Below are 26,480 nucleotides of genomic sequence, written 5' to 3'. Positions count from 1 at the left end.
CGCTATTCGCCGGCGACCATGCGACGCTTGCGCAGCATCATGACCAACGCGCCCAACACATAGCCAAATACCGCAACAACCGCGGCACCGCTTATGAACAGCACGAACCCTGCGGCCATCGTCGACAGGCGGGCCAACATCGGAAAGATCGCAGCAACAGGCGCATAAAGACTGCCCCACAATGCAGCATAGCCCAGCGTCAACGCGCCCCAGCCCAAGATCAGCAGCCACAAACCTGCCAACCCAAGCTGCAAGCCACGCGCCCGCGCACGCAGTCCGCGGCGCATTGCTGTGATCTGCCGCCCCACGTCATGCTGCATAGCGATCAGCGCGGGCACGACCAGCAGTACCAGCAGCATGCCGAAGCCAAGACCATACACCAGTGTAATGACCGTCGGTTTTAAAAATTGCGCCTGCTGGCTGCGTTCGAACAACAGCGGTGCCATGCCCAGAACTGTTGTCAGCGTTGTCAGCATCACCGGCCGCAAACGGTCTGCCGCCCCGTCAATGATGGACGGAAATAAGCCACGCTCAGCGGCATATTCGTCGATTGTCGTCACCAGCACGATGGAATCGTTGATGATGATACCCGTCATGCCCAACAGCCCAACCACGGTAAACATGCTCAGCGGCACGTCCCACGCGTTATGACCGTAAATCGTTCCAACCAGTCCAAAGGGGATGATGGCCATGACCACCAATGGACGGGTCCAGCTCCCAAAAACCCATGCGAGCACCAAAAGAATACCCGTCAGACACAATATCAAACCGGTCAGCGCATCGGCAAGAAACTCGTTCTCCTGCTCGCTCAAACCAGCGAGACGATATTCGACCTGTAGCTCGGAAGCGATGCGCGGCAGGATATCCTCGGCCAATGCCTGATTGATTTCAGAAGCGCGCGCGGCATCATCCTCTGAAATGTCGCCCGTCACCGAGATCAGCCGGATACCATTTTCGCGCCGTACGGTGCTAAAGCCCGTGCGCTGCTGCACACTAACAATGTCGCCCAGCGCCACATAATTTCCCGCTGGCGTGCGCATTTGCGTGCGGTCCAGAAAATCGGCTGTCAGCTCGCCCTCCGGCAGCTCCACCCGGATGGTGGCAGAGCGCGGCCCATCGGGATAAGTAGCGGCCTCGATCCCTCCCAGACGGTTACGCAACACGCGGCCCAACTGGTCAATGGTGAAACCCAGTGCCTGCCCCTGCGGCGTCAGATCAAGAATCAGTTCTTCTTTGTCGTAGGCCAGATTGTCCTGCAACGCGCTGACTTCGGGATATTGCAGCAAGGCAGCTTGCAGCGCTTCTGAGGCATCCTTCAGCGTTTGTGTCTGCGCCCCGTAGAATTGCACATCCAGCGCGTCTCCGCCCGGTCCAGAGCGCCAGCCACGAAAGCTCACCGCTTCTGCCAGGGGATGGTTCACCACCTCATCCTGTAGCTGCGCAACAAAAGCGAAGCTTGAGTAGGGCCGCAGGTCAGCGTCAATCAACTCGATAGATATCCCCCCGAGCAAATCACCGTCTTTACCTTCGGCAGCATCCAAACCCCGTCCGCTGTTACCGCCAATTTGCGCCATGACATAATCAAGCGGATTTACCCCGTGCTCGGCCTCCAGTTGCGCGGCAACTGCGTCTGTTGCACGCTGCATTTCGCGCATCATCTCGATGGTATCGGCACGTGTGGCGCCTTCGGCCATGATAAAGTTGCCGGTGACCGACCCGCGTTCAGGCGCGTTAAAGAACCGCCACTGCACATCGCCACGGATAAACAGCGAAATCTGGCTCGCCAGTACAACAATGACCCCCGCCAAAACAGCATAACGCGCTGCAATCACCCCCGCCATGAAGGGGCGGAACAGCCGCTCGCGCACCCAGACGAAGCCCCCATTCACCACGACTGACGGCGTATCGATTCCGTGTCGCCCAACAGCCTGAACAAGCGCGCGTAACCGAGCGGGGCGGCTTAGCAAATAGCCGATCAAAAGAACCAGCGTCACCCCGGCAAGCGCGACTGCGCTGCCCGATAGCAAGCCATAGGCCTGCGTCACATCTGCCCCTGTCAGCCAAAGGAAGCTGTAGATCACACCAAAAATCAGCGCAGTTATCAGGACCGTTGTAACGATTGCGCTGACAATTCCGCCCAGCACCAGCTTTACCATCGAAAACTTTGCACGTTTTTCAATGCCGGCAAGCGCGTGATGCATGTGGTTCGGCAAGATCAGAAAACATTCGATCAACGATGCAATTAGAACGGCGATCACTGTAAAAGGAATGTCCGCGATCAACCCGCCAAAGCGCCCTCCAACAGCCACAAGCCCGAAAAACGCAATGACCGTGGTCAGTGTGGCGGCGAACACTGGCATGGCCATGCGCTGCGCAGCTCCTTCGGCGGCCTCAGCCGCGCTCATCCCGCCGAGGCGATACCGGTGATCGGCATGCTCCCCGACAACGATGGCATCATCAACCACGATACCCAAGGTGATGATCAGACCGAAAAGCGAGATCATGTTGATGGTCAGACCGCCCAGATACATGAAGGCAATCGCGGCGCCCATCGCCACAGGAATACCCGCAGCGACCCAGAAAGCCGTGCGCGCATTCAGAAACAGAAACAACAAGGCCATCACAAGGCCAAGCCCAACCAGCCCGTTATCAATCAGCAGATCAAGGCGGCCGGTAATGGCCTCTGCACGGGTCCGGATCAGCTCTACCGAAACGCTGGCGGGCAGGCTTGACTGTAGCTCTGCCGCGACTGCCTCTACCTGTTCCTGAATGCCAATTGCATCCCCCCTGTCAGAGCGGTCCACCCGAACGGTCATGGCCGGATCTTTGCCGACGAAAAAGCTCATGTTGCGGTCGATACCTTCAGAGAAAACTGCGGCGACATCACCGACCAGCAGTTTGGACCCATCGGCATTGGAGCGCAGCGTAATGCCTGCAATCTCTTGCGGCGTGCGTTTGGCTGTACCGGTCCGCACCCGCGCATTGGCGCCGTCCACATCGCCCGCTGGGTCCGCATCGACCTCTGCCGCAATGACAGCCGCTATCTCTGCCATTGTAACGTCATAGGAAACAAGCTTGGACGAAGGGACTTCCACCAGTGTTTGCGGTGCCGCGACCCCCTTAATGGTGGTCCGTGTCACCCCTGCAGCAAACAGTCGGGTGACAAATTCATCCGCGAAGCGGCCCAATTGTTCGGGGGCGACAGGGCCGGTGATCACAACGTCCGTCACGCGATCACGCCATGCGCCACGCCTTACGGTCGGCTCCTCTGCTTCTTCGGGTAGGGTCGTGATCGCATCCACCGCAGTTTGAACATCGGCCGCTGCGCGCGCCATATCCCAATCTGGTTCGAATTCCAGTGTGATGACGCTGTTCCCCTCACGTGAGGAACTATTCGAACCTTCTACACCCTCGATCCCCAGTAGCGCTGTCTCCAGCACTTGGCTGATAGCTTCATCTACATCCTCGGCGCCAGCGCCCGTCCAAACCGTACTGACCGAAACATTATCCACAATCACATCGGGAAAGAATTGGGCCCGCATATTTGGTGCAGCCGCAAATCCAGCGACCAACATCAGCACCAGCAACAGGTTGGCCACGGTTTTGTGGCGTGTGAAATACGAAAGGATACCGCCGGCGGTTTTGGGAATTGCGCGCGCCATCGCTTAGCCTCCCATCCGGCTTTCGATCCGTTCGACCATCTGGGCCGGGACCTGACGTTCGGCCAGTTGCGCCAACACGCGGGCTTTTGCTTCTTCTGGCATCCGGGCGTTGCCTTCGATAAATGCCACCAGTTTTGCGCGCCTCGCCTCTGTCAGCTCCAACATCTCAGGCTCTGACTGCTTCTGTGTGCTTTTGCGCAATGGTTTGACCGCGATACCTGCCCCTAACAGGGGTGAACGCGCCTCGACCACTTCGCGGCCGAGAATATCACCGCGCACCAACACGTCGTCACCTACCCTACGCAATATTTCTACAGTGATGGCTTCAAGCCTGTCTTCAGCCGCAAGCACCAAGACATTACCACCGGCATCCACAGATGAGGCTGGCAGGCGGATCACGTTCTCAAGTGCGGGCTCTTGCACCTGCACGGTAACAAAATCACCCGGTTTAAAGCCGCTCACGCTATTGAGTGACGCGAAAACAAGCCGACCGGTCAGCCCCTCGCCCGCTGCGGCGGAGGTGCGCGTCACGAAACCGCGTGCCTCAAGATCAACGCCAGCAACGTCAAGCGTCACACGCACTTCGGCCTTCAAAACCGCACCGCGTTCATCCAACAAGCGCGCGTATTGAGCTGTGGACAAGCGAAACGAAACCTCGAGATCATCGGGATCTATCAGCTCTGCCAACCTTTCGTTGGCGCTGACCAAGCGACCTTCGACCACTACCGTAGCACTGAGCGTGCCGTTGAAAGGCGCAGTAAGAATCGTGTCGTCCAACCGACGCTGTGCTTCGGCAAGCGCGATTTCCGCCCGAGCCGTTGACGTTGCGGCCTGATCCACACGGGCCTCTGCTTGCGCGACAGCCTGACGGCGCGATAACACCGCCTGCCGCGCAGCCGAGGCTGCAAGATCTGCTGTTTCTGTTGCCGCCGCTGTGCCAACGCCACGACCCGCAAGATCCGATTGCCGCTTGGCGGCTTTGTCGCGCAAATCGGCCTGATCCTGCGCGGCGGCTAGTTCATCACGCGCCAGTTCAAGGCCGCGCGCGGCATCGCGTCCTTCGGCCTGCGCATCAGCGAGGTCGGCTTCAGCACGCTGCACTGCGGCCTCGGCGTCTACCGGATCAAGCTGCACCAGAACATCGCCAGCGCGCACTGTGCCACCGTCCTGGAATTCATCCGCAAGACCAATCACTCGACCGCCTTCTGCTGCGCGCAATTCCAGCGTACGGCGGCTGGCGATCTCACCAAAGCTTTCAATAAAAGGTGTGTGTGTTCCAGATTCGGCTGTGATGACGTTCACAGTAAAAACACGCTCGCGAGCCGGCGGCGCGGCAGGACTGTCAGCCATGCGCGTTTGCACGGCCCCACCGATCATCTGAACCGCCCAAACCAGCAAGCCCAGAGTCACAGAGGCCAAAAACAGGCCGATCATACTTTGTCTCAAGAACCGCATTATCAATCCGATATGGTCATTACGTTATTCAACCCAGCGCCTCACAAACGAGTGCCACGTAAGTTTATACGTGCGACGCACGGATTTCCGTCACTTTTTCGATAGCAGAAAAGGACCAGTCGTTATTTTCTGCGATGATGCTCATCTAAACGTGGCAAAATTTCTACAAAATTGCAGGGGCGATGTCGGTAATCGAGCTGCATAAGAAGAATTTCATCCCATGCATCCTTACAGGCGCCAGGGCTGCCGGGCAGTGCAAATAGGTATGTCCCGTTCGCGACCCCGCCAGTCGCGCGCGACTGCACGGCACTGGTTCCGATCTTTTGCATCGACACAATCGTGAAAACCGTCCCGAAAGCATCAATCTCTTTCTCATACACGTCACGGTGCGCCTCTACCGTGACGTCGCGGCCAGTCAGGCCCGTCCCCCCGGTAGAAATCACCACGTCGATCTGTGGATCGGCACACCATGTCCGCAATTGCTCTGCGATGTCCGTCCGCTCGTCCTGTACGATTTTCCGCTCTGCAAGATGATGGCCCGCCGCATCGATACGCGCGACCAGAACGTCGCCGGAGCGGTCTTCGGCCATGCTGCGCGTGTCCGATACCGTCAGTACGGCAATGCGCACCGGTATGAATTCTTTGGTCTCGTCTATCTTGCTCATGTTCTACTCCATCACGGCCAGCCGCGCGGCCAGAGCGGCGTAAATGCTGCCGGTAACATAGCCCAGAACTTTGCTAGAACCGACAAGCCGCGCACCCAATGTTCCCGCAAAAGCACCGACCAAACCGTTTATCACAAACCCGCCCAGCGCAATCATCGCCCCAAAGGCAAGGAATTGCAAAAATACTGGTCCTGCCTCAGGCACAACAAACTGTGGAATGAAGGCAAGAACGAACCAGATCACTTTGAAATTGCTCAGGTTTGTAAAGAGGCCTGCGCGAAATGCGCGCAGGGGACGCATGCCTTGCGCGCCCGCTTTCATCTTACTGCTGCGGAACGCCTGCACCGCGAGATACAAAAGATATGCAACTCCGATCCAACGGATAACCTCGAACGCCCAAGGAAATGCGGCGACGACTGCACCCAGCCCAAGGCCCGCTACAGTAACATGCACCAAGGAGCCAACGCTGACGCCCGCACTTGCGGCCCAAGCAGACGCGCGCCCCGAACGCAAACCTTGCGCGAGACACAACATCATATCCGGCCCTGGCGTTACATTCAGCGCAAGCGCCGCAGGGATAAAGGCCAGAAGGATAACGGGATCAATCATTTCTCAACCGTAGCTTTCAAACTCAACAGATCAGCCCAAGCCTGTCTTTTTGCGTCAGGATTGCGCAAAAGATATGCGGGGTGAAACATTGGCAAGGCGGGCTTGCCGGAAACCTCTTGCCATTGACCGCGTAGACGCGCGATGCCGCGCTTACCCAAAAGCGACTGGCAGGCCCAGTTGCCCATAAGCACCAGCGCTTTGGGGTTGGCCAGCTGAATATGACGCTCCAGAAACGGCTTCATCATCGCAATCTCTTCAGGCTTCGGATCACGGTTATGCGGCGGACGCCACGGCAGGATGTTTGTAATATAAAGCGGGGCATCCTTGCGGTCGCGCCCCATGTCAATGGCAGCGAACATTCGGTCAAGCAGTTGCCCCGACGCGCCTACAAACGGGCACCCGGTGCGATCTTCTTCGCGGCCAGGTGCCTCTCCGACAATCATCACGGGCGCTCCGGCGATACCATCCGAGAACACCATCTTACGGGCACCGCGCTTGAGATCACAAAGATCAAAGGATGTCATCGCTTCGCGCAGTGCCTCCAGCGTGTCGGCGGCTTGGGCTGCTGCCTGCGCTTCGGCGACTGCATCGCGTTCTTTGGTTTTGACGGGCCCTCTGGTCAGATGCGGCTTTGCCGCTTGCTGGTTAGGCTTGGCCAGCTTTTCAGGCAAGGCATAGCGGTCCACGGCGACATCACCGATGCACTCATCCGCGCCCAGCTCCATCTGCCACTCCAAAAGCGCGCGCGCCGTATGAAAGTCCACTGATTCCATTCTTGCACTCTACGCGTGCTCACACCGGATCGAAATGCCCCATGCACGGCTTCTTGCCCGCCTGCCCATGCATCCCTATAACGGCGCAAACAGCGTAAGGTTTCGACATGAGTTTTGCCCACCGCCACCTGCTTGGCATCGAGCCGCTGCATCCTTCAGAGATCACCACAATCCTTGATCTTGCCGACAGCTATGCAGAGTTGAACCGCAAGCCAGACAAGCATGGTTCGGCCCTGAAGGGTCTTACCCAGATCAACATGTTCTTCGAGAACTCGACACGAACACAGGCCAGCTTTGAAATTGCAGGCAAGCGTCTGGGGGCGGACGTCATGAATATGGCGATGCAGGCCTCTTCGATCAAAAAGGGCGAGACCCTGATTGATACGGCCATGACCCTTAATGCAATGCACCCCGATTTGCTCGTGGTACGTCATCCGCAATCGGGTGCGGTCGATCTGCTCGCCGAAAAAGTCAATTGCGCGGTGCTGAATGCAGGCGACGGCCGACACGAACACCCGACCCAAGCGCTGCTGGATGCTCTGACGATCCGTCGCGCCAAAGGACGGTTGCACCGTCTGTCCATCGCGATTTGCGGCGATATCGCCCATAGCCGTGTGGCACGCTCCAACATCATTCTGCTGGGCAAGATGGAAAACCGCATCCGCCTGATCGCGCCTCCTACGCTGATGCCTTCCGGCATTGGTGAATTCGGCGTCGAGGTTTTCGACAATATGGAAGAAGGCCTCAAAGACGTGGATGTAGTCATGATGCTTCGCTTGCAGAAAGAACGCATGGATGGTGGCTTTATCCCCAGCGAGAGGGAGTATTACCACCGATACGGGTTGGATGCAGACAAGTTATCCCATGCCAAACCCGATGCCATTGTGATGCATCCTGGTCCGATGAACCGCGGCGTAGAGATTGACGGAACGCTTGCCGATGACATCAACCGCAGCGTCATTCAGGATCAGGTTGAAATGGGTGTTGCGGTACGTATGGCAGCAATGGATTTGTTGGCACGCAATCTGGCAGAAAATCGCGCATGAGCACATCAGGGTTCTGGGATAACGTACTGGAGCAGGACGAAACGCTGCTGTGGGCGGGCCGCCCCAAACCACGTTTGCATTGGCGCAACTGGCGGCTTTACGGTCCTGCCCCGATGGCCGCTGCAGGTCTGCTTGCGGCGGCATGGTTCATCCTTGCGACCTACGGAACAGCAACAGATATGTGGCTGTTGGTGCTGCCTGCCCTGCTGGTGATCATTCCGTTGCGCACGACGGCGCAGCAGCTCAAGGTATATGCCGCGACCCGCTATGCGCTAACGGATAAGCGCGTGCTGTTCTTTCATGTAGGCAGTGCTGAAACCCGCGTGAAAGTACATCCGTGCACAGCCATCACCGATCCAAGAGTGAAAAACACCGCACCGCCCAGCGTCAGCTTCTTGCGTTATAAGACTGCAAAAGAGCAAGAGATCGGGTTTGAGTTCATCGAGGGCACGGACAGCCTCTTGCCGCACCTTACACCACCGGAAGACAGGTTATCTGAATGATTGAGATTGCCAAAACCGAACATAGTGTCATCCGCGTCTTTGCGGTATCTCGGCCAATGTCCGAAATGGCGCGCGCACTTAAGCAGCAACCGAAGAAATCTCTCGCGTCTGCCCTGCTGAACCATCCGGTCGAAGATGATGATTTCGAACTATTCGCGCTTTCCGACCTCACGGGTGTCGGCCTGCCACAATATTTGTTGGACGGCTACGATGTTGACCGGGCCGCGATCCGCGCGGATCGGGCAAAGCTTGAAGCGTTGGACGGATATGTGTTGCTGCTGTTCTCACGCGTAAGTCAGGAAGCGGATGTGGTTTTGCACCCGCTTCCTGAGCTAACGCTTATCGGCAGCTACGCAGATCCAAAAGCCCAACACGCCGCAACTCCGATCGCTGCCCAAGCGGCAAAGCCTTACTCGGGCACGTCGCCTTCGCCCAAAGTACCCGGGCGGTCCCGTGTCGGCAGTGCGCTAACCGCAGTGACTGTGCTGCTGGCCCTTCTCATTATATGGTGGATACTCTGATGCAAGAACCCAAACCCGATCCCAAGATGTCTGGCCGCATTGCGATGATTGCCCTGATTGTGGCTTTTGCTGTCGCTGGTGGCATGGTCTGGATGGCAGGATGAGCGAACCGCTCGCTGCATGGTCGCCGGCGCTGCCGGTCTTTATCCGCCGCAGTGTTATTGTGGGCGTGATAACCTTGTGCGTGCTGGCCGCAATTGGGCTGGCCATAGGGATCGCCACCGGTTCCTGGGTGGTCCTTTACGTGGCGCCTGTACTGGCATTGGTTTACAATATCGGGTTCGAAGACCCCTCGCGGTGGCGCGTCGCACGGCAAAATCGTTGGTATCTACGCTCTGACGCGATCATCCAGAATGGCCCTGAGGGCGAGGCACGCATCCCGCTTGCAGACATCATGGACGTGCGCACAAGACTGGGCTGGAGCGTCGTTCTGTTTCTCAAAACAGGATTGCGCGTGCGCATCGCCTATATCGCAAATGCATCAGATGTCGCCAAACAGATCCTTGCTGCACGGGACCGGCTGGTACCATGAAAATTTCCCGGGTCAGCAAATCGTTTCATCAGTCTATCGTGAAGAGCCAGTCCTTCGCCCATATTGCCGATGCCGAGAAAGTGCACCACCTCATGCAGCAGATCCAGAAAGAGACGCCATGACGCTTCATTTCATCAATGCCACCCTGATAAATCCGGAAAACGGGACCGAGCAGACAGGCTCGCTTAGCGTCGAAGACGGGCGCATTACGGCTGTAACTGCTGGCGGTATCGCCAATCCTAAAGGGCAGATTGTGGATTGCGGTGGCAAATACCTCGCCCCTGGCATTGTCGATCTGGGTGTAAAGGTTTGCGAACCCGGTGAACGTCACAAGGAAAGCTACCGATCAGCGGGATTGGCGGCAGCCAAGGGTGGCGTGACCACGATGATCACGCGTCCGGATACGGCCCCCGCCATCGACAGCCCCGAAACGCTTGAGTTCGTCACCCGCCGCGCCAATGAAACCGCGCCTGTCAATGTCCTTGCCATGGCAGCACTGACCAAAGGCCGTGAAGGCCGTGAGATGACCGAGATCGGTTTTTTGATGGATGCCGGTGCCGTGGCCTTTACCGATTGCGACCATGTGGTGAGCGACACGCGCGTTTTCTCCCGTGCCCTGACCTATGCGCGCAGCTTGGGCGCGCTGGTCATTGCGCACCCGCAAGAACCGATCCTCAGCCGCGGTGCAGCGGCGACATCGGGCAAGTTTGCCTCACTCCGCGGCCTGCCTGCTGTTTCTCCTATGGCTGAGCGGATGGGGTTGGACCGCGACATAGCGTTGGTCGAGATGACAGGCGCACGCTATCACGCGGACCAGATCACCACCGCCCGTGCGCTGCCCCCGCTAGAGCGCGCCAAACGAAACGGTTTGGACATAACTGCCGGTATTGGCATTCACCATCTGACGCTCAACGCGTTGGACGTTGCCAATTACAGGACGTTCTTCAAACTGAAGCCACCCTTGCGTGATGAGGAAGATCGATTGGCGATGGTCGAAGCCGTTGCATCAGGATTGATTGATATTGTGTGTTCGATGCATACCCCCCAGGATGAAGAAAGCAAACGCCTGCCTTTTGAAGAGGCGGCATCGGGCGCCGTGGGACTTGAGACGTTTTTGCCAGCAGCGCTGCGGCTATGGCACGCCGAGATGATCACGCTGCCAGAACTGTGGCGGGCTATCTCGTTCAATCCAGCAAAGCGGCTTGGCCTTCCCTCTGGTCGACTGACCGTCGGCGCGCCTGCGGATTTGGTCATGTTTGATGCTCATGCTCCTTTTGTGCTGGACCGTGCCACCCTATTGTCCAAATCCCGCAATACCCCATTTGACGGGGTGCGCATGCAGGGTAAGGTTCTGTCAACTTATGTCGCCGGCGCTTGCGTCTATACTGTCTGAACTGGAATTATCACTATGCCGATGTTTGAAAGCTCTATCATCGTTCTGCTGTTTTGGGCGGTCTTTGGATACTTGCTGGGTTCAATACCCTTTGGTGTTGTTGTGGCCCGTGCGATGGGACTGGGCAACTTGCGCAACATCGGCTCTGGCAACATCGGGGCCACGAACGTGCTGCGCACCGGATCAAAACCTGCTGCAATTGCGACGCTGCTGCTGGATGGTGCGAAAGGCGCTGTTGCGCTGCTATTTGCGCGCGCCATTTCGAGCGAGGATGCTGCACAGCTTGCGGCGCTGATGGCCATGATCGGACACTGCTACCCCGTTTGGCTGAAATTCAATGGGGGCAAGGGCGTCGCGACCTTTCTTGGCATCCTGCTGGCGCTCGCTTGGCCTGTGGGCGTAGGCGCCTGTCTGGCTTGGCTGATTGGCGCTGCAGTATCGCGCACTTCTTCTATCGGAGGGCTGGTTGCCGCCGCTTCGTCAAGCATTCTGGTCATGGTGACGGGTTTTGGCTCCGCCTATATCCTTTGCATTTTGCTGACGCTTATCGTGTTCTGGCGCCATCGCGCCAACATAAGCCGTATTCGCGCAGGGACAGAGCCGAAAATCGGCCAAAAGGGATGAGGTGCGCCGCGCCTGACGGATTTGCCAACTGCTTGCGCGCGCTTCCAACAGGAACATCAACCGGACAGGCAAACGGAATCCGGTACACAAGCACCCGCTCAGATTTTAACGAAGGCAGGTCGATCAAACTGGTAGCAGAAGCGTTGGACGGGTCTGACTATATCAGTCTGAATTTCTATGACCTTGCCGCTGGCGGCCAGTTGGCACCGTGCGAAATGCCCCACGACAAAGTCATTGATTTCGTAATGCGCTATCAGCCTGATTTGGAGAGCCACTCATGAAACCAATTGCCTTTCTTGCTGTTGCCCTTCTTACAGCGCCTGCCAGCGCAGAGACATTTAGCGTAACTCTGGGCGGAAAATCTCTGGGGCAGCTCAACTATTCAGAATCAGGCACCACGCGCAGATTAACCTCTACCGTAGACAATACGCCTTTGGGCGTCTTCAACGGGACCTTTGCCGGAACAAGCACAGGTAGCGATAACAAAAGCAGGTTTACGGGCGAAAGCAGGTCATCGAGAAAACAGCGCACTGTGAAGGTCAACATTGCGCAGGGTCGTGCAACGGCAATTGATATCACGCCAAAAGATGAGCAGACCGAACTTTCCGAAGCCGCCCGCGTGCCTGCAGGCGTGACTGACCCTGTTCGTGCAATGGGCCAGCTGTTCCGCGCCAAAGGATGCCCTGCCCCCATACAGATGTATGACGGGCGACGCGTTGTCTCTATGCGCTCGGACGCCGGAACGAAAACAGGTAACACACTGACTTGCACCTTACGCTACAAGGTCATCGCTGGACCGGGACACCTGTCACCGCTCGGCATTTCATCCGCCAAGATGCAGCTGAACTATGCGACATCCGGCGACAGGCAAACTCTACAGGAGATGAAAGTTTCTTCGGGTATTTTCAGGCTCAGCCTTGATCGGAAAGACTGACCCGCTTCGTTCAAATGCGACTAACCACCGCCGTGATGCCTCTTAGTATGGGGCTTATGTTTGACGGCTGTCATCAATCTGGGCACTTTTGACTGCTGAAGCGGAGCGGCTTACTTTTAGCGACTTGGTTCAGGCGTGACCTTCGCCCCGGGATGTGCTGACTTCTTCGGCCAACTCCATGACTGCTTGCGCCACGGGTTCTATACAATGTCGCTACACGGCCCCTTGGGCGCTGTGTCCTTGTCTGAAACTTACCCAAGCGGCCAAAGAAGGCCAGCTGTGAAAGCTAGCCCAGCGTGTTCGCCGCAAACTCAACACAATCCGCCCCTTTTTGCGCCACGTGACCGCGTCAAAATACCTTAAAATCAGCAAGGAAAGTGTCATGACAGGACCGTTGGCCGCGCTCAATCTGGCGTTTGTGCATATCTTCAGCTTCAAGGGGCGCGCAACGCGAGCGGAGTTCTGGTGGGTCACGCTGGTCTTCACAATTCTAGGTGCGGTAGCGGTTGGCGCCGATGCCATGATGATTACGGCGGTCACAAGCAGCGGCGATCCGGCTGCAATCTACGGTTTGCGCCCGTTCGATTTCTACACAACCTATTACAGCCTGATAACGGCCATCCCGTTCACCACACTATCGGTACGGCGCTTGCATGATGCGGGTTTCTCCGGTTTTTTCTGGCTTCTCAATGTAGTGCCATTCGTCGGACCGGTCGCCCTATTCGTGATGTATTGCTTGCCGTCCAGCAACAAAACCTCAGTGCACGGCACGCCCAAAGGGCCGATTGCCGGCCCCGCAGGCAAACCTGTTTCCGTAGATGTTCACAAGCGCGCCATGCAAGGATACGCCACGCTGTTCAACAGCGAAAAGCCTTTGACACCGGAAATGCAGGCTGCACGAAAAGCTGAGATTTCGGACTACTACCGTAGCAAAGTCCTAAAACCCACTTCGGCAGCCTGACACAGTTTTCAGTAAGAAAAGTCCGCGTAGATCCGGCTGATATCGCCTTTCCATTCACCATGATAGCAATCAAGAAGTTCATCAGCCGGCGTTTTGCCGGTCTGGATGCTTTCCTTAAGCGCATTAAGAAAATGTGTCTCATCCGGGACAAGCCCGCCTGCACCGCTGCGGCCGCGGGCTTTTAGTCCGGCCTCTGACAAGGCGACTGCCTCGCGTGCGATATCGTGCATCTTAATGCCATTCACCTCAGCTTGAAGCCCGTCTACCGAAGCCGCGACGCGTAGCGCCTCACGCGTTTCGGCATCCCAGCCTTTGACCAGATCCCACGCGCCATCAAGGGCTGTCTGATCATACATCAAACCAACCCAGAAGGCAGGCAAGGCGCACAGACGCCGCCAAGGCCCACCATCGGCACCGCGCATCTCAATGAACTTCTTCATTCGTGCTTCGGGGAATGCAGTGGTCAGATGATCGGCCCAATCGCTAAGCGTTGGCGTTTCGCCAGGCAACGCGGGCAACTTGCCCGCCATGAAGTCACGGAAGGACATGCCCAGTGCATCGACGTATTTGCCGTCTCGGTAGACGAAATACATTGGCACATCGAGTGCATAGTTTACCCAAGCCTCGAATCCGAATCCTTCATCAAAAACAAAAGGGATCATACCGGTACGGGCATTATCCAGATCGCGCCACACGCGGCTGCGCCACGATTTGTGACCGTTGAGCTTGCCTTCAAAAAACGGAGAGTTCGCAAATAGCGCTGTCGCAACCGGCTGCAACGCAACCGCGACGCGCATCTTTTGCACCATGTCCGCTTCCGACCCGAAGTCGAGGTTGACCTGAACCGTGCAAGTGCGGCGCATCATAACGCGGCCCATCGTGCCTACCTTCGTCATGTAATCATTCATCAGCTTGTAGCGGCCCTTGGGCATCAGATCCATCTGCTCATGGGTCCATTCGGGTGCCGCACCCAAACCGATAAAGCCGACACCAATCTCATCGGCCACATCTTTGACCTCACGCAGGTGGGTGTTCACCTCGTCGCATGTCTCATGGATGGTCTCGACAGGAGCGCCGGACAGCTCCAGCTGTCCACCCGGCTCAAGCGATACATTTGCCCCGTCTTTTTCAAGGCCAATCAGCTTGCCGCCCTCTTCTACAGGGGCCCAACCGTGCTTGTCACGCAGCCCTTCAAGCATCACGCGAATTGAGCGTTCGCCCTCATAAGGCAGCGGCAAATGAGTGTCTTTGCAGTAGCCGAATTTCTCATGCTCGGTGCCAATGCGCCATTGGTCCTTGGGCTTACAACCATCGGCAAGGTATTGCGCCAATTGGTCAAAATTTTCGATCGGGCCGCCGCCGGATTGTGGAATAGACATGCTTGGCACTCCGCTTAGGGTTCGGTCCGCAGCCTTGCGGAGATTCTCTTGGTCGTCAATGCAGCAGGGTGTGGGCCGGACGCAAGGGTTTGCGCTCCCAAATCACAACTGCGTGGCCCTTTCCGGAACGCAACTCTGCCAACATCCGCTCTGTACGCAAGCCCGGGAGCCGCGCAAATGCATCAAAAAGCGCATCAGACCCCGCTGCATTCACCGGAATCAATACTGCTGCCTGCCCCGGGGCCTCCAGCCGCCAATGTGCTGGCACTAACGACATATCAAGCGTCAGACGCTCCAACGATTGCAGGGCCATCACACCACCAGTTAGCGGACCAAAGTAGGAGATCTGCCCTTCATCGACCTGAACCGCACCGGGACCATCCCCCGGACCGCGAAACCGTGCGCGTTGCACGCCAACAAAGCACAGCGCGGCGCCCCCCAGCACCAAAGCCCAACCGGGCACCGCCAATAAACGCCCCGGCCCAACAATCCACCATAGGCCCAGCAGCATCATCGCTACTGCGACCAACACCTCGCGCCAGCGCCACAACAGGGCTTTCGCTTCAGGTCGGAAAAACATCACGTGTTCCTTTTATCAAAACCGGCTCTTTGAGCATCGCCAGAGCATAGCTTCCGATGCGGCGAAAACCGATCCGCTCATACCCGCGCGCAGCCACAGCGTTCGCGGCGAAAAGAATCGCTGCCATAACCCCCTCTAGGCGCAACTCAGCCAGTTGAACGGCAACAACAGCGCCACCGAATCCCCGCCCACGATACATGGGCGGCACATAGACGCCTCCGATTTGTACCGTCGTGCCAACCGCTGCGTTCACTGAGGTCATTGCAACCGGCGTTCCGTCAATAATTAGCAAGCGGGCCGCATTGTTCGCGATGAAAGCCTCTGCCGCAACGGCCCCCGACATGCCGCCTGCAGGCATCATTCCTGTGTCTTGGGCAAATCCGTCAAACCAGCCTGCCAAAAGCGATGCATCCTGCGCGACAGGTCTGCGCAGAAGGAACTGAGCCGTGTCAGGCAAGATCAGATTGTCTAGCTGAACATGATAGAGTGGATCAATGTCACGTACGCTAAAACATTCTTCTGCCAAGCCCAAAGCACTGATCCATGCGTCCACCTGCTCGGGCACGCCCGTCATTCCTGCAATCTTCCGCCCTGCCAGCGCACGCGCCGCCGCAAACCAGAAATCATCCTTTGCATCAGGGGCCTGACACATGAGGTAGCCACCGTTGGAACATCCCACAACACCAGTTATCCCGTCGTTTGCATACAGCCAGAATGTGGTGCCATGCCGGTGTGAACAGTTCTCAACGCCGTGTACTGCCAGATTACCGCGCAGGAACATCGACGTTTCCGCATGCCGCGCCAGAAATGCCTCAAGCCCGGCAGCATCTGCCTGCACAGCCTGCCGCAACTGTATGTCTACAGCCATCAGGACCAGTCGCCATAGGTCTGCTGCCAGACCGTCATCGCCGCCACCGCCGCTGTGTCGGCCCTGAGAATCCGTGGCCCCAGCGACACCGCAACAGATACGTCCAATGCTTTCAGCTTAGCGCGCTCGCGTTCCGAGAACCCGCCCTCTGGTCCGATAAAGATCGCCCAAGGCCCAACCGCACCAGCAACGAGCGAGGAAGGGCGTGACGCGGCCAGCGCCTCGTCACAGAACATAATCTGGCGGCCTGCATCCCAATTCTGAAGCAAACGGTCGAAGCGAACCAGATCGGCCACTTCCGGCACGAAGGTTCCACCGCATTGCTCCGCAGCTTCGACGGCATGAGCCTGCAAACGATCGCGCTGGATACGACCTGAATTGGTGAACTCCGTCTGCACAGGTACGATCCGCGCGGCGCCCATCTCGGCGGCTTTTTCAACAATGAAATCGGTGCGGGCCTTTTTGATTGGTGCAAAGCACAACCAAAGGTCGGGGGGCATCTGCAACGGTTTAGTCTGCTCGATGCACGCCAGCATACCGCCACGCTTTCCGGCCTCAACGACCTCAGCGCGCCATTCGCCATCACGCCCGTTGAACAGGAGCACATGTCCCCCCACTGACTGCCGCATAACCCCAAAAAGGTAATGCGCCTGCGCACGGTCCAAAGGAACCGATTGCCCATCCCCCAAAGGGTGCTCTACATACAATCTGATTTTCGCGTCCATAAGGATGGATATATGCAAGACAACGCCCCACCACCAGAGCCTCCGGAAGATGGCGTGGTTGCAGACGCATATGCGCGCAACTGGGTCGACCTGTATGCACCTGCCGCCGCCCGGCCTTACCTGCGCTTAAGCCGTGCTGACAGGCCCATTGGCACATGGCTTTTGCTGCTACCGTGCTGGTGGGGTCTGTCGCTGGCAATGCTTTATGATGGCCAGATGCGCTGGTTTGATTTGTGGATTCTCATCGGCTGCGCTGTTGGCGCGTTCTTGATGCGCGGGGCTGGCTGCACATGGAATGACATTACAGACCGCGATTTCGACGCGCAGGTAGCGCGTACAAGGTCGCGGCCGATTCCGTCCGGTCAGGTCAGTGTCAAAGGCGCCACTGTCTGGATGATCGCGCAGGCACTCATATCATTTGCGATTCTGCTGTCTTTCAATGGTGCTGCAATCCGGTTGGGAGTTCTCGCGCTGATTCCCGTCGCAATCTATCCCTTCGCGAAACGATTCACGTGGTGGCCGCAGGTTTTCCTCGGGCTTGCCTTCAACTGGGGGGCTCTGTTGGCCTGGACTGCGCACACAGGACGGCTCGATGCACCGGCCGTGGTGCTTTATCTGGCTGGCATTGCATGGACGCTGTTCTACGATACGATTTACGCGCATCAGGACACCGAAGATGACGCGCTGATCGGCGTTAAATCGACTGCAAGGCTGTTCGGTGAGAATTCCGGCCAATGGTTGCGCCGATTCTTGATGGCCACCGTCGGGTTGATGGGCATCGCTGTCATTTATGCTGCGTTACCGCAGGCTTCTGTGTTGGCGATGGCCGTCGCCCTTGCCGGCCCGTGGGCCATGGGCTGGCACATGGCATGGCAATTGCGTGGCCTCGACATTCACAATCCGAAAAAAATGCTGCAATTGTTCAGGGTCAATCGCGACACCGGCATGATTCCGCTGTTGTTTTTTGTCGCAGCTCTGTTCCTTTGATTGCACCAAGCCCGCCAGCGGCGTAGTACCATGCCTAATTATTGAACTGTTACGAAAGTGCCCATGCGCCTCTCATCACTGCTTACAATATTCCTGACCTTCGCCGCTGCCGCTGTTGTGGCCCTTGTGGCGGCGAACTTCTCTGTCAGCCTTATCGAGGACTCATCTGAGATCGGCGTGCGTGACGCGTTGGATGAAAAGGGTATGACTTGGGCAGAGGTGGAGGCGAACGGTCTTCAAGTCTCGCTGTCGGGCACTGCACCTACCGAAGCTGTCCGCTTTTCCGCGCTTACGACCGCAGGTTCTGTCGTAGACGCCGCGCGCGTGATTGATGACATGGCTGTAGCCGCGCAGGAGGCCCTTGCCCCGCCAAAGTTTTCAGCGGAAATCCTGCGCAATGACAGTGGCCTTTCGGTCATCGGGCTGATTCCGACAAGCACCGACAAAGACTATGTGATCGCGCGTTTTAACAGCCTTGAGGGATCGACAGGCGTTACCGACCTGCTGGAAACTGCCGACTATCCTGCGCCTGAAGGCTGGGACAGCGCGCTTGATTTTGCACTGTCATCAATGAGCAGCCTACCCCGCGCAAAGGTATCAGTTCAGCCCAACCGCGTAGCGATCACAGCCATCACGGACAGCCCGCAGGAAAAGGCACGACTGGAGCAGAACCTGCGGCGCATGGTTCCGTCCCAAGTAACTTTGGTTCTTGATATTGCCGCGCCTCGTCCTGTGATTACACCTTTCACCACGCGGTTCCAGATCACCGAAGACGGCGCCAGCTTCGACGCCTGCTCGGCTGACACCGACACTGCCGCCGAGCGGATCATCACAGCCGCAAAAGCAGCAGGTGCACAGACACCGCGCTGCACTGTTGGCCTCGGCGTACCCACACCCAAATGGGCCGATGCTGTGACGGCCTCAATCAATGCTTTGGCCAAACTGGGCGAAGGGTCTGTCACAATCGTAGACGCCGACATCACTTTGTTGGCGTCCGCAGGCACCAGCCAGTCAGATTTTGACAACGTTGTGGGTGAGCTTGAGAATGCATTGCCGGGTGTTTTTGCCTTGCAGGCGAAATTGCCACAGGCACAAGATCCAAACGCCGGTCCGCCAGAGTTCAACGCAACGCTTAGCCCAGAAGGCCAAGTACAGCTGCGCGGTCGGGTCAACGATGATGCCCTACGGGAGCTAACGACAAGCTTTGCGAAAGCACGCTTTGGTTCCGACAATGTTTACACAGCAACCCGCGTCGTCGAAGGCCTGCCGGCCGACTGGACAACCCGCGTTCTTGCCGGACTGGAGGGTCTGGGTAAGCTCAGTAATGGTTCGCTAACTGTGACGCCTGACAACATCGTACTCACGGGCAATACCGGCAATCCCGACGCATCGACCGAGCTTGCTTCGCTCATGGCTGGCAAACTGGGTGAAGGCAGTCAGTTCGATGTGAACGTAACCTATCAGAAACAGCTTGATCCTGTGCTAGGGCTCCCCACGCCTTCCGAATGCGAGGCAGAGATCGGCGCGATCGTCGCTGCGGGTAAGATCAACTTTGAACCGGGTTCAGCTACTATCGACGCTTCTGCTTTGGGAACGATGGATGATATTGCCACGATCTTGAAACGATGCGGTAAATTGCCGTTGGAAATTCAGGGCTATACCGATAGCCAAGGCCGCGAAGAGATGAACCTTGCTTTGAGCCAAAGCCGTGCCGAATCTGTTTTGAACGAATTACGCGCGCGGCGGGTTGTGACCGGGACCTTCAAAGCGGTAGGATATGGTGAAGAAAACCCAGTAGCCAGCAACGACAGTGAAGCGGGACGCGAAGCAAACCGCCGTATCGAGTTCCGACTTATCCGCCCCGACACTGTTGCAACGCCGGACGAAACAACGCTGGAAAACGCTTCACAAAGCAGCGATACAGCACCGAATACGCCGACCGAAGAAAGCGCCAACGAATGAGCCGATTTGAATTTGTCCTTGCGACCGCCATCATTCTATTTGTTGCCTTCTGCATGGGCTGGTTCGCCAATTGGCTACTGCACCGCTTCACGCGGGTTGCCGCAGATGATGTGGCGCAGCTGGACCGGATGAGCCAAGAGCTGCATGAAGCAGAAGAAACGCGCGACCAAGCGATCACGTATCTGCAGCAGCGCGAGGCGGAGCTGACAAATCAGCTATCCCAGACCGAGGCCGAATTGCGCGCCGCGATGGATGGATTGCGCGACGCGCGCCATGAAGCAGAGGAAATGCGCGCCTACATTGACAGCCAGCGCGCAGGTTAACCGCCGTCCCTATGGAACGGTCAGACAGGCACAATGTGCGTGTTTGCTGATTTGATGGGAAGTGCTGCCCAGTACCAAAGCACTGAAGTTCCCCAATCCGCGCCGTCCTGTCACGATCAGGTCTGCACCGGCTTTTTCCGCTCGGTCCAATACATCCTGACCTGGATCACCGTGACCGATATGGGCTTCGACATTTTTCACCCCTTCTTCGGCTGCAATCGCCAAGGCTCGTTCGGTAAGCTTTTCCGCCGCTTCGCGCAGCAGTTCCTGCTGGGCCGCATTTGGTCCAACATAAAACCCCGAAATCGCATCTGCCGCATAGGTCACAGTTTCATCCCTTGGAGTATGGACGATCTGGAGCTTGGAATTTGCTTCTTTAGCGAGACCGCAAGCGACCCGCAGCGCCCGATCGGACGCCTCTGAACCATCAACGCCTACAACAATTGACTTAAACACGCCGTATCCTCCTGTGAATGTATGAAGAAAGCATAACAAGCTCAGGCTATTTCATCCTTGATTTGGATCAAGGCCAATTTGGCTACCAGCGCGTCAACGCCGCTTCGTCTTCGTCGGTAGCTGCAACCCAAGCGGCACCTGTGGCCGATATTTCACGCTTCCAGAATGGCGCCCGGGATTTCAGATAGTCCATCAAGAACATCGCGGCCTCAAACGCATCCTTGCGATGCGGCGCTGCTGTAGCAACCATCATGATCATCTCGCCTGGTTGAAGGCGCCCGTATCGGTGGATGACCAAGACATCGCCCAACCCGAACCTTTCGACTGCGTTTTGCGCCATAGCGATGATCGCTTTTTCGGTCATGCCGGGATAGTGTTCGATCTCCATCGCGTCCATGCGGTCATCAGGCAAGTCGCGCACAACACCCGTGAAGGTGACAATCGCGCCGATATCGCTGTGCCCTGCGGCAAAGGTTGCCGTTTCCGCGCCAAGATCGAACATCTCTTCCTGAACGGAAATCCGCATATTATCCGCCCGTCATCGGTGGAAAGAACGCAACTTCGCGCACCCCTGCAAGCGGCGCATCAAAATCAGACAATTCCTGATCAAGCGCTACGCGAAGCGCCGAGAGATCCTCGAAGGCGGCTGCATAGCGTTCTTCACGCGCACGCAATTCTGTTACAAGATCAGCAACTGTGCCCGCATCTGTTTGCACCGTTTCGCGCGGTATTCCGATACGTTCGCGCACCCATGCAAAATATAATACGTCCATCACCGGCCCTCCTTGAGATGTGGCAAAGCTTTCATCAGGTAATCCCAGCCTGTCACGGCTGTAAGCGCCGCTGCCAGCCACAAAAGCCAGTGCCCGATGCGGCCTGACCACTCCATCGCGACAACCTTCCAGTTCAGGCCCAAAACGTCTTCTTCTTTACCTTGCAAGATGTCTTGAACCAGCGCTTCGTCCATTCCCAAAATGCTCATCCCCAGATAGTGTTCAAAAACACCCTGACTGAATAGAACCGCGATCGCGGTCATCTGAAGCGCTGTTTTCCACTTCGCCAATCTTGTGACTTTCAGTGTGCCAGCTGTGTCGCCCAGATACTCACGCAGGCCGGAAACAAACACTTCACGGAACAGGATGACTGTTGCCGGCAACACCAGCCAAGCGGACCAGCTTGAGAAAGCGATAATCACCATGAGCGCGATCACAACCATCGCCTTATCCGCAATGGGATCCAGCATCGCGCCGAGCTTGGTTTCTTGTTTCCAGGCACGGGCAAGATAGCCGTCTATCCAATCGGTCGCCGCCGCTGTTACAAATAACACCAACGCGAACCAATCAGCATAAGGTCGCGTAAAGTACAAAAACATCACCGCCACTGCGGGCGCTGCAAGCAACCGCAAAACCGTGAGAATATTTGGCAAATTCCACTTCATATTGGCACCCTACACCGCTCGGCAATAACGTAAAAGCGCGAAGGCTTTGAAGTCAGTGTGCACAGAAAGAAAATCCTATTTCGCCAGCCATCATTCGCTCACAATTCTTCGCGAAAGAGCGTGAATATGCACGGCAGCTCACCCTTTTTCGTGGAAGTGGGCATAGATCGTATCTGCTAAGGCATCGGATACCCCCTCGACCGCCTTAAGATCATGCAGATTTGCCCGGCTCACGGCCTTTGCAGACCCGAAATGCGCCAGTAATGACCGTTTGCGGGCCGCGCCCACACCCGGCACATCATCCAAAGGTGTCGCGCCAACGGACTTTGCCCGTTTTGCCCTGTGCGTTCCGATCGCAAACCGGTGCGCTTCATCCCGCATCCGCTGGATGAAATACAATACCGGATCATTGTGCCGCAGCGCCATGACAGGCTTGCCTGTGCGGTAGAATTCTTCTTTGCCCGCATCGCGGTCGATACCTTTGGCCACACCCACCATCGGGATGTCTTCAACGCCGAATTCTCGCATGATTTCGCGCACAGCACTCACCTGCCCTGCACCGCCGTCAATCAATAACAGATCAGGCCAATGGCCTTCCCGCCGCTCCGGGTCTTCCTTAATCAGGCGCTTGAAACGGCGTGTAAGGACCTCTTTCATCATGCCAAAGTCATCACCGGGCGTCAGGTCATCACCGCGGATATTAAACTTGCGGTACTGGTTTTTGATCATTCCTTCCTGCCCCGCGACGACCATGGCCCCCACAGCAAAAGAGCCCTGAATGTGGGAGTTATCGTAAATTTCGATCCGCTCGGGAACTTTGGGCAGTTCAAAAACATCCGCCAACCCCTTGAGCAGCTTGGTCTGAGTTGCACTTTCCGCCATCTTACGGGCCAGACTTTCGCGGGCATTGCGCAATGCGCCGTCCACAAGCTCCGCCTTCTCACCTCTTTGCGGCACTAATAACTCGACCTTACGGTTGATCTTGGTCGCCAACGCATCAGCCATCAGATCAGGGTTCTCGATCTCATGGCTCAGGATCAACTGGCGCGGCGGGTCCCGCTGGTCATAGAACTGGCCGATGAATGCCTCCAGAACCTCGGCTGCGTCTACGTCATCGCCGATGCGCGGATAATAATCGTGGTTACCCCAGTTCTGACCGGACCGGATAAAGAACACCTGAACACAGGCCTGCCCGTCCGACATGTGTAGCCCGATGATATCAGCCTCTGACACGCCTTTTGGATTGATGCCTTGCGTGGTTTGGACCTGTGTCAGTGCCTTGATCCGGTCGCGCAGGGCCGCTGCACGCTCGAACTCCATTGCGTCGGAGGCTTCCGCCATCTCGGCGGCAAGACGTGTCTGGATACCTGTGCTTTTGCCCGAAAGGAACTTCTGTGCGTCCTCAACAGTCTGGCCATAGGCTTCGGCGCTGATTTTTCCGACGCAAGGGGCCGAACAACGTTTGATCTGATGTTGAAGGCAAGGACGCGTGCGGCTGTCAAATTGGGAATTGGAACAGTCTCGCAGCAAGAAAACGCGCTGCAACTGATTCAGCGTGCGGTTCACTGCACCAGCGCTCGCGAAAGGACCATAATAAGATCCCTTCTCTTTCTTTGCGCCGCGGTGTTTTTTGATCTGCGGGTAGTCATGGTCGCTTGTAACCAGAATATTCGGAAAGCTTTTATCATCACGCAAAAGCACGTTAAACTTGGGCTTGAGCTGTTTAATCAGGTTCTGCTCTAGCAGAAGCGCCTCGGTTTCTGTCCGCGTCGTCAGGAACATCATTGAGGCAGTATTGGAAATCATCCGTGCGATGCGTGGACTGTGTCCACTGGGCCGCGCATAGTTGCTAACACGCGCCCGCAAATTGCGCGCTTTGCCTACATAAAGAACACGACTTTCGCTATCGAGCATGCGGTAAACACCCGGAGAACCATCCAGAGTTTTGAGGTATCCTTGGATAACCTCATAGCCCGTAGGCTGGGTCTGCTCCGCTTCAGTCATGCGCTTTTGATTCTCCGTTTCTCTTCACGTTTTAGCAGGTGCATCAACCGTAAACATGTCCCCGTTTCCTGTGGATAAGTCTGCTGATAACTTTTGGAGTTTCCGATTTTTCCGTTACATTCTAAACGCTTCGTTAAAATGTCTAATTTTTAGGCACATATCTAAGTTATTGCTTTTGTTGTTTATTTTAATTTCAGTTTTGTAAAACGACAGCAAGAGGCTCAAAAATGTAACAAATCGCCTTGTTTACGGGCGAACGTGCAAAACTTTGCAATAAGAGAATTCTATTCTACCCCTAATACGTCCGGTGTCTTCCAGCCAAGGTGCTGCCCGCCATCTACGCACAGCAGTTGCCCCGTCACGGCTGGCGCATCCAGGAAGTAGCCCAACGCCGCGGTAATGTCGGACGGGTTGGCGCCGCGTTCAAGAATAGTAGCGGCGCGTTGACCGTCAAAATGAGTGCGGGACTGGCGACTTCCCTGAAGGGTCGGTCCCGGACCGATAGCATTGACGCGAATGTGTGGCGAAAGCGCCTGCGCGCTGGTTTGGGTCAATGCCCACAAGCCCATTTTGGCCAAAGTATATGTCATAAACTCTGGTGTCAGTTTGCGCACGCGCTGGTCCAACATGTTAACGATTAGACCGGCTGAGATGGGTTCCTCTGCATCATCGATTGTGGCTTCGAGCCCTTGCGCGACCATTGCCTGACTCAGGACAAAGGGGGCCCGCAAGTTGGAGTTCATGTGCCTGTCCCAACTGTCGCGCGTGGCCTTTTCCAGCGTGTCATATTCAAAGATCGAAGCATTGTTGATCAGACAGGTTATCGGTCCACCAAGGGCGTCGGCTGCAGCAGGCAGCAGCCCTTCCATTTCGTCGAGGTTCAGCAAATCAGCCTGAACCGCTAACGCGCGTTGCCCCATCGCCTCGATTTCCGAAACGACCTCACTGGCACCGTCGGCAGAACTGGCATAATGAACCGCAACGTCGAACCCGCGCTGCCCCAGATAAAGCGCCATAGCACGGCCAAGACGCTTACCCGCGCCGGTAACTAATGCTCGTTTCATTTTAGAACCCTCAGAATGCCAACACGACTATTAGATAGACGGCATATAGTACGCTCAGCACAATTCCCCATAGGCGCGTGATATTTTGGCCCAGATAAACGACAGGGATCAGCAGCAGCGACGCCCCCAGCATGACCCACAAATCAAATCGCAAGAAGGCAGGGTCGACTTGGATGGGGCCAACAAGCCCTGCAATCCCGATGATCGCCAGCAGATTGAACATGTTCGATCCGATGACGTTACCAAGAGCAACATCCGCCTGTCGCCGCAAGGCGGCCATGACAGTGGTAGCAAGCTCTGGCAATGACGTACCAATCGCAACCAGCGTCAAGCCGATCACTGTATCGCTCACGCCGAATTCCTTGGCGATGATTGTTGCGTTATCCACCAACAAAGAAGCGCCCAGCGGCAAGCCAATTAGTCCAAGCAACAAAAACAGCCCGATACGCCATCCCGGCATGTCCGGGTCCACGCCTTCAAGATCGCCCTCATCCACTGCCGCGGCATCCGCTTTCTGGTGCGCGCGCGCGTCACGCGCGGCATCATACAGCATCGCAGCCAACGCAACCAGCAACGCAATAGAGGCAACCCAGTCAAAGACACCCCGGTAGGCCAAGGCAATAAACAGGATCGTCGCTGCGATCATATGATTGAAGGACTTTCGGGTATTACACTCGGACGTGTGCATGGTTGCAAGCAAGGCAGGGATGCCCAAAACCAGCAGAATATTGGCAGTATTCGACCCGACGACGTTGCCCAATGCGATGCCCGGCACATCATCCAACACAGCCTTGATCGAAATCAGAAGCTCTGGCGCAGAGGTGCCGAAGGCCACAATGGTCAAGCTTACGATCAGGGCAGGAATGCCGATTCGAAGGCTCAGGTTAACAGCGCCCTTTACCAGCGCATCCCCCGCCAATAGCAGAATCAAAAGCCCAAGCCCCGACAGCAACCAAGCAGTCATCATCCCCGTTTCCCTCCACAGGCACAGGGCCCTTTACCAATTCGGTAGCGAC

Annotated in this window: 28 protein-coding genes; 12 read left to right on the top strand and 16 right to left on the bottom strand. The window is 56.7% G+C overall.

Going from position 1 to position 26,480, the window contains the following annotated elements:
• Positions 1-2 precede the first annotated feature (2 nt).
• From K3757_RS03600 to K3757_RS03580, 5 genes are all read right to left on the bottom strand, one after another.
• Positions 3-3,662, bottom strand: a complete 3,660-nt coding sequence (locus tag K3757_RS03600; protein ID WP_259999471.1) for an efflux RND transporter permease subunit — start codon at positions 3,660-3,662, stop codon at positions 3-5.
• A gap of 3 nt (positions 3,663-3,665) precedes the next feature.
• Positions 3,666-5,117 (bottom strand): efflux RND transporter periplasmic adaptor subunit, encoded by a 1,452-nt coding sequence (locus K3757_RS03595; RefSeq protein WP_259999469.1) that lies wholly within the window; start codon positions 5,115-5,117, stop codon positions 3,666-3,668.
• Between the two features lie 122 nt (positions 5,118-5,239).
• Positions 5,240-5,782 carry a molybdenum cofactor biosynthesis protein B gene (gene moaB, locus K3757_RS03590; protein WP_259999467.1) on the bottom strand — a complete coding sequence of 181 codons (543 nt, stop codon included), beginning with the start codon at positions 5,780-5,782 and terminating at the stop codon, positions 5,240-5,242.
• Between the two features lie 3 nt (positions 5,783-5,785).
• On the bottom strand, positions 5,786-6,391 hold the full coding sequence (locus K3757_RS03585; protein WP_259999465.1) for a LysE family translocator: 606 nt from the start codon (positions 6,389-6,391) through the stop codon (positions 5,786-5,788).
• Positions 6,388-7,164, bottom strand: a complete 777-nt coding sequence (locus K3757_RS03580) for a uracil-DNA glycosylase family protein (protein ID WP_259999463.1) — start codon at positions 7,162-7,164, stop codon at positions 6,388-6,390. The genes K3757_RS03585 and K3757_RS03580 overlap by 4 nt, the downstream gene beginning before the upstream one ends.
• Positions 7,165-7,271: 107 nt before the next feature.
• Between K3757_RS03580 and K3757_RS03575 the strand changes: the two genes are divergently transcribed.
• The 9 genes from K3757_RS03575 to K3757_RS03535 all read left to right on the top strand — a co-directional run bounded on the left by K3757_RS03575 (position 7,272) and on the right by K3757_RS03535 (position 13,678).
• Complete coding sequence (locus K3757_RS03575; protein ID WP_259999461.1) at positions 7,272-8,210, top strand: aspartate carbamoyltransferase catalytic subunit; 939 nt, start codon at positions 7,272-7,274, stop codon at positions 8,208-8,210.
• The gene (locus tag K3757_RS03570; protein ID WP_259999459.1) at positions 8,207-8,713 is read left to right on the top strand and encodes a hypothetical protein; all 507 of its coding nucleotides are present in this window, start codon (positions 8,207-8,209) and stop codon (positions 8,711-8,713) included. Before K3757_RS03575 ends, K3757_RS03570 begins: the two co-directional genes overlap by 4 nt.
• Positions 8,710-9,234, top strand: a complete 525-nt coding sequence (locus K3757_RS03565; RefSeq protein WP_259999457.1) for a hypothetical protein — start codon at positions 8,710-8,712, stop codon at positions 9,232-9,234. The genes K3757_RS03570 and K3757_RS03565 overlap by 4 nt, the downstream gene beginning before the upstream one ends.
• A gap of 100 nt (positions 9,235-9,334) precedes the next feature.
• Positions 9,335-9,766 (top strand): hypothetical protein, encoded by a 432-nt coding sequence (locus tag K3757_RS03560; protein ID WP_259999455.1) that lies wholly within the window; start codon positions 9,335-9,337, stop codon positions 9,764-9,766.
• Between the two features lie 118 nt (positions 9,767-9,884).
• Entirely contained in the window at positions 9,885-11,159 is a 1,275-nt protein-coding gene (gene pyrC / locus K3757_RS03555) for a dihydroorotase (protein ID WP_259999453.1), read from the top strand.
• Positions 11,160-11,174: 15 nt separating this feature from the next.
• On the top strand, positions 11,175-11,783 hold the full coding sequence (gene plsY, locus K3757_RS03550; protein ID WP_259999451.1) for a glycerol-3-phosphate 1-O-acyltransferase PlsY: 609 nt from the start codon (positions 11,175-11,177) through the stop codon (positions 11,781-11,783).
• Positions 11,780-12,064 (top strand): hypothetical protein, encoded by a 285-nt coding sequence (locus K3757_RS03545; RefSeq protein WP_259999449.1) that lies wholly within the window; start codon positions 11,780-11,782, stop codon positions 12,062-12,064. The genes plsY and K3757_RS03545 overlap by 4 nt, the downstream gene beginning before the upstream one ends.
• On the top strand, positions 12,061-12,717 hold the full coding sequence (locus K3757_RS03540) for a hypothetical protein (RefSeq protein ID WP_259999447.1): 657 nt from the start codon (positions 12,061-12,063) through the stop codon (positions 12,715-12,717). The genes K3757_RS03545 and K3757_RS03540 overlap by 4 nt, the downstream gene beginning before the upstream one ends.
• A gap of 382 nt (positions 12,718-13,099) precedes the next feature.
• Positions 13,100-13,678 (top strand): DUF805 domain-containing protein, encoded by a 579-nt coding sequence (locus K3757_RS03535; RefSeq protein WP_259999445.1) that lies wholly within the window; start codon positions 13,100-13,102, stop codon positions 13,676-13,678.
• Between the two features lie 8 nt (positions 13,679-13,686).
• Here K3757_RS03535 and K3757_RS03530 read toward each other — a convergent pair whose 3' ends face one another.
• From K3757_RS03530 to K3757_RS03515, 4 genes are read right to left on the bottom strand one after another with little or no spacing between them, the layout of a single operon-like run.
• Positions 13,687-15,057, bottom strand: a complete 1,371-nt coding sequence (locus tag K3757_RS03530; protein ID WP_259999443.1) for a glutamate--cysteine ligase — start codon at positions 15,055-15,057, stop codon at positions 13,687-13,689.
• A 55-nt stretch (positions 15,058-15,112) separates the two neighbouring features.
• Positions 15,113-15,640, bottom strand: a complete 528-nt coding sequence (locus K3757_RS03525; RefSeq protein ID WP_259999441.1) for a hypothetical protein — start codon at positions 15,638-15,640, stop codon at positions 15,113-15,115.
• Positions 15,621-16,505 carry a GNAT family N-acetyltransferase gene (locus K3757_RS03520; RefSeq protein ID WP_259999439.1) on the bottom strand — a complete coding sequence of 295 codons (885 nt, stop codon included), beginning with the start codon at positions 16,503-16,505 and terminating at the stop codon, positions 15,621-15,623. Before K3757_RS03520 ends, K3757_RS03525 begins: the two co-directional genes overlap by 20 nt.
• Complete coding sequence (locus K3757_RS03515) at positions 16,505-17,230, bottom strand: 16S rRNA (uracil(1498)-N(3))-methyltransferase (protein ID WP_260001175.1); 726 nt, start codon at positions 17,228-17,230, stop codon at positions 16,505-16,507. Before K3757_RS03515 ends, K3757_RS03520 begins: the two co-directional genes overlap by 1 nt.
• A gap of 12 nt (positions 17,231-17,242) precedes the next feature.
• Between K3757_RS03515 and ubiA the strand changes: the two genes are divergently transcribed.
• The 3 genes from ubiA to K3757_RS03500 all read left to right on the top strand — a co-directional run bounded on the left by ubiA (position 17,243) and on the right by K3757_RS03500 (position 20,502).
• Positions 17,243-18,217: a 4-hydroxybenzoate octaprenyltransferase gene (ubiA, locus tag K3757_RS03510; protein ID WP_259999437.1), complete on the top strand. Its 975-nt coding sequence runs from the start codon at positions 17,243-17,245 to the stop codon at positions 18,215-18,217.
• 63 nt (positions 18,218-18,280) lie between these two features.
• Positions 18,281-20,179 (top strand): OmpA family protein, encoded by a 1,899-nt coding sequence (locus K3757_RS03505; protein ID WP_259999435.1) that lies wholly within the window; start codon positions 18,281-18,283, stop codon positions 20,177-20,179.
• Positions 20,176-20,502 (top strand): hypothetical protein, encoded by a 327-nt coding sequence (locus tag K3757_RS03500; protein WP_025059625.1) that lies wholly within the window; start codon positions 20,176-20,178, stop codon positions 20,500-20,502. The genes K3757_RS03505 and K3757_RS03500 overlap by 4 nt, the downstream gene beginning before the upstream one ends.
• Positions 20,503-20,511: 9 nt before the next feature.
• Here the strand turns inward: K3757_RS03500 and K3757_RS03495 are convergent, their stop codons facing one another.
• From K3757_RS03495 to K3757_RS03465, 7 genes are all read right to left on the bottom strand, one after another.
• On the bottom strand, positions 20,512-20,958 hold the full coding sequence (locus tag K3757_RS03495; RefSeq protein ID WP_259999432.1) for a universal stress protein: 447 nt from the start codon (positions 20,956-20,958) through the stop codon (positions 20,512-20,514).
• Between the two features lie 82 nt (positions 20,959-21,040).
• Complete coding sequence (locus K3757_RS03490) at positions 21,041-21,484, bottom strand: molybdenum cofactor biosynthesis protein MoaE (protein ID WP_259999430.1); 444 nt, start codon at positions 21,482-21,484, stop codon at positions 21,041-21,043.
• A gap of 1 nt (position 21,485) precedes the next feature.
• Complete coding sequence (gene moaD, locus K3757_RS03485; protein ID WP_259999428.1) at positions 21,486-21,731, bottom strand: molybdopterin converting factor subunit 1; 246 nt, start codon at positions 21,729-21,731, stop codon at positions 21,486-21,488.
• Complete coding sequence (gene pgsA / locus K3757_RS03480) at positions 21,731-22,396, bottom strand: CDP-diacylglycerol--glycerol-3-phosphate 3-phosphatidyltransferase (protein ID WP_259999426.1); 666 nt, start codon at positions 22,394-22,396, stop codon at positions 21,731-21,733. Before pgsA ends, moaD begins: the two co-directional genes overlap by 1 nt.
• A 138-nt stretch (positions 22,397-22,534) precedes the next feature.
• Positions 22,535-24,400: an excinuclease ABC subunit UvrC gene (gene uvrC / locus K3757_RS03475; RefSeq protein WP_259999424.1), complete on the bottom strand. Its 1,866-nt coding sequence runs from the start codon at positions 24,398-24,400 to the stop codon at positions 22,535-22,537.
• A gap of 284 nt (positions 24,401-24,684) precedes the next feature.
• Positions 24,685-25,464, bottom strand: coding sequence for an SDR family oxidoreductase (locus tag K3757_RS03470; protein ID WP_259999422.1), 780 nt, complete (start codon positions 25,462-25,464; stop codon positions 24,685-24,687).
• Positions 25,465-25,474: 10 nt separating this feature from the next.
• Entirely contained in the window at positions 25,475-26,428 is a 954-nt protein-coding gene (locus K3757_RS03465) for a calcium/sodium antiporter (protein ID WP_260001174.1), read from the bottom strand.
• Between the last annotated feature and the right edge of the window lie 52 nt (positions 26,429-26,480).

Origin of the sequence: Sulfitobacter sp. S223, assembly GCF_025143825.1 — a bacterium.
Taxonomy (GTDB): Bacteria; Pseudomonadota; Alphaproteobacteria; order Rhodobacterales; family Rhodobacteraceae; genus Sulfitobacter.
This window is presented reverse-complemented; position numbering and strand designations above follow the sequence as displayed.

Excerpts from the sequence above, each read along its gene's own strand:
- K3757_RS03600 (WP_259999471.1), bottom strand. The coding sequence starts at position 3,662 with ATGGCGCGCGCAATTCCCAAAACCGCCGGCGGTATCCTTTCGTATTTC.
- K3757_RS03595 (WP_259999469.1), bottom strand. The coding sequence starts at position 5,117 with ATGCGGTTCTTGAGACAAAGTATGATCGGCCTGTTTTTGGCCTCTGTG.
- moaB (WP_259999467.1), bottom strand. The coding sequence starts at position 5,782 with ATGAGCAAGATAGACGAGACCAAAGAATTCATACCGGTGCGCATTGCC.
- K3757_RS03585 (WP_259999465.1), bottom strand. The coding sequence starts at position 6,391 with ATGATTGATCCCGTTATCCTTCTGGCCTTTATCCCTGCGGCGCTTGCG.
- K3757_RS03580 (WP_259999463.1), bottom strand. The coding sequence starts at position 7,164 with ATGGAATCAGTGGACTTTCATACGGCGCGCGCGCTTTTGGAGTGGCAG.
- K3757_RS03575 (WP_259999461.1), top strand. The coding sequence starts at position 7,272 with ATGAGTTTTGCCCACCGCCACCTGCTTGGCATCGAGCCGCTGCATCCT.
- K3757_RS03570 (WP_259999459.1), top strand. The coding sequence starts at position 8,207 with ATGAGCACATCAGGGTTCTGGGATAACGTACTGGAGCAGGACGAAACG.
- K3757_RS03565 (WP_259999457.1), top strand. The coding sequence starts at position 8,710 with ATGATTGAGATTGCCAAAACCGAACATAGTGTCATCCGCGTCTTTGCG.
- K3757_RS03560 (WP_259999455.1), top strand. The coding sequence starts at position 9,335 with ATGAGCGAACCGCTCGCTGCATGGTCGCCGGCGCTGCCGGTCTTTATC.
- pyrC (WP_259999453.1), top strand. The coding sequence starts at position 9,885 with ATGACGCTTCATTTCATCAATGCCACCCTGATAAATCCGGAAAACGGG.
- plsY (WP_259999451.1), top strand. The coding sequence starts at position 11,175 with ATGCCGATGTTTGAAAGCTCTATCATCGTTCTGCTGTTTTGGGCGGTC.
- K3757_RS03545 (WP_259999449.1), top strand. The coding sequence starts at position 11,780 with ATGAGGTGCGCCGCGCCTGACGGATTTGCCAACTGCTTGCGCGCGCTT.
- K3757_RS03540 (WP_259999447.1), top strand. The coding sequence starts at position 12,061 with ATGAAACCAATTGCCTTTCTTGCTGTTGCCCTTCTTACAGCGCCTGCC.
- K3757_RS03535 (WP_259999445.1), top strand. The coding sequence starts at position 13,100 with ATGACAGGACCGTTGGCCGCGCTCAATCTGGCGTTTGTGCATATCTTC.
- K3757_RS03530 (WP_259999443.1), bottom strand. The coding sequence starts at position 15,057 with ATGTCTATTCCACAATCCGGCGGCGGCCCGATCGAAAATTTTGACCAA.
- K3757_RS03520 (WP_259999439.1), bottom strand. The coding sequence starts at position 16,505 with ATGGCTGTAGACATACAGTTGCGGCAGGCTGTGCAGGCAGATGCTGCC.
- K3757_RS03515 (WP_260001175.1), bottom strand. The coding sequence starts at position 17,230 with ATGGACGCGAAAATCAGATTGTATGTAGAGCACCCTTTGGGGGATGGG.
- ubiA (WP_259999437.1), top strand. The coding sequence starts at position 17,243 with ATGCAAGACAACGCCCCACCACCAGAGCCTCCGGAAGATGGCGTGGTT.
- K3757_RS03505 (WP_259999435.1), top strand. The coding sequence starts at position 18,281 with ATGCGCCTCTCATCACTGCTTACAATATTCCTGACCTTCGCCGCTGCC.
- K3757_RS03500 (WP_025059625.1), top strand. The coding sequence starts at position 20,176 with ATGAGCCGATTTGAATTTGTCCTTGCGACCGCCATCATTCTATTTGTT.
- K3757_RS03490 (WP_259999430.1), bottom strand. The coding sequence starts at position 21,484 with ATGCGGATTTCCGTTCAGGAAGAGATGTTCGATCTTGGCGCGGAAACG.
- moaD (WP_259999428.1), bottom strand. The coding sequence starts at position 21,731 with ATGGACGTATTATATTTTGCATGGGTGCGCGAACGTATCGGAATACCG.
- pgsA (WP_259999426.1), bottom strand. The coding sequence starts at position 22,396 with ATGAAGTGGAATTTGCCAAATATTCTCACGGTTTTGCGGTTGCTTGCA.
- uvrC (WP_259999424.1), bottom strand. The coding sequence starts at position 24,400 with ATGACTGAAGCGGAGCAGACCCAGCCTACGGGCTATGAGGTTATCCAA.
- K3757_RS03470 (WP_259999422.1), bottom strand. The coding sequence starts at position 25,464 with ATGAAACGAGCATTAGTTACCGGCGCGGGTAAGCGTCTTGGCCGTGCT.
- K3757_RS03465 (WP_260001174.1), bottom strand. The coding sequence starts at position 26,428 with ATGACTGCTTGGTTGCTGTCGGGGCTTGGGCTTTTGATTCTGCTATTG.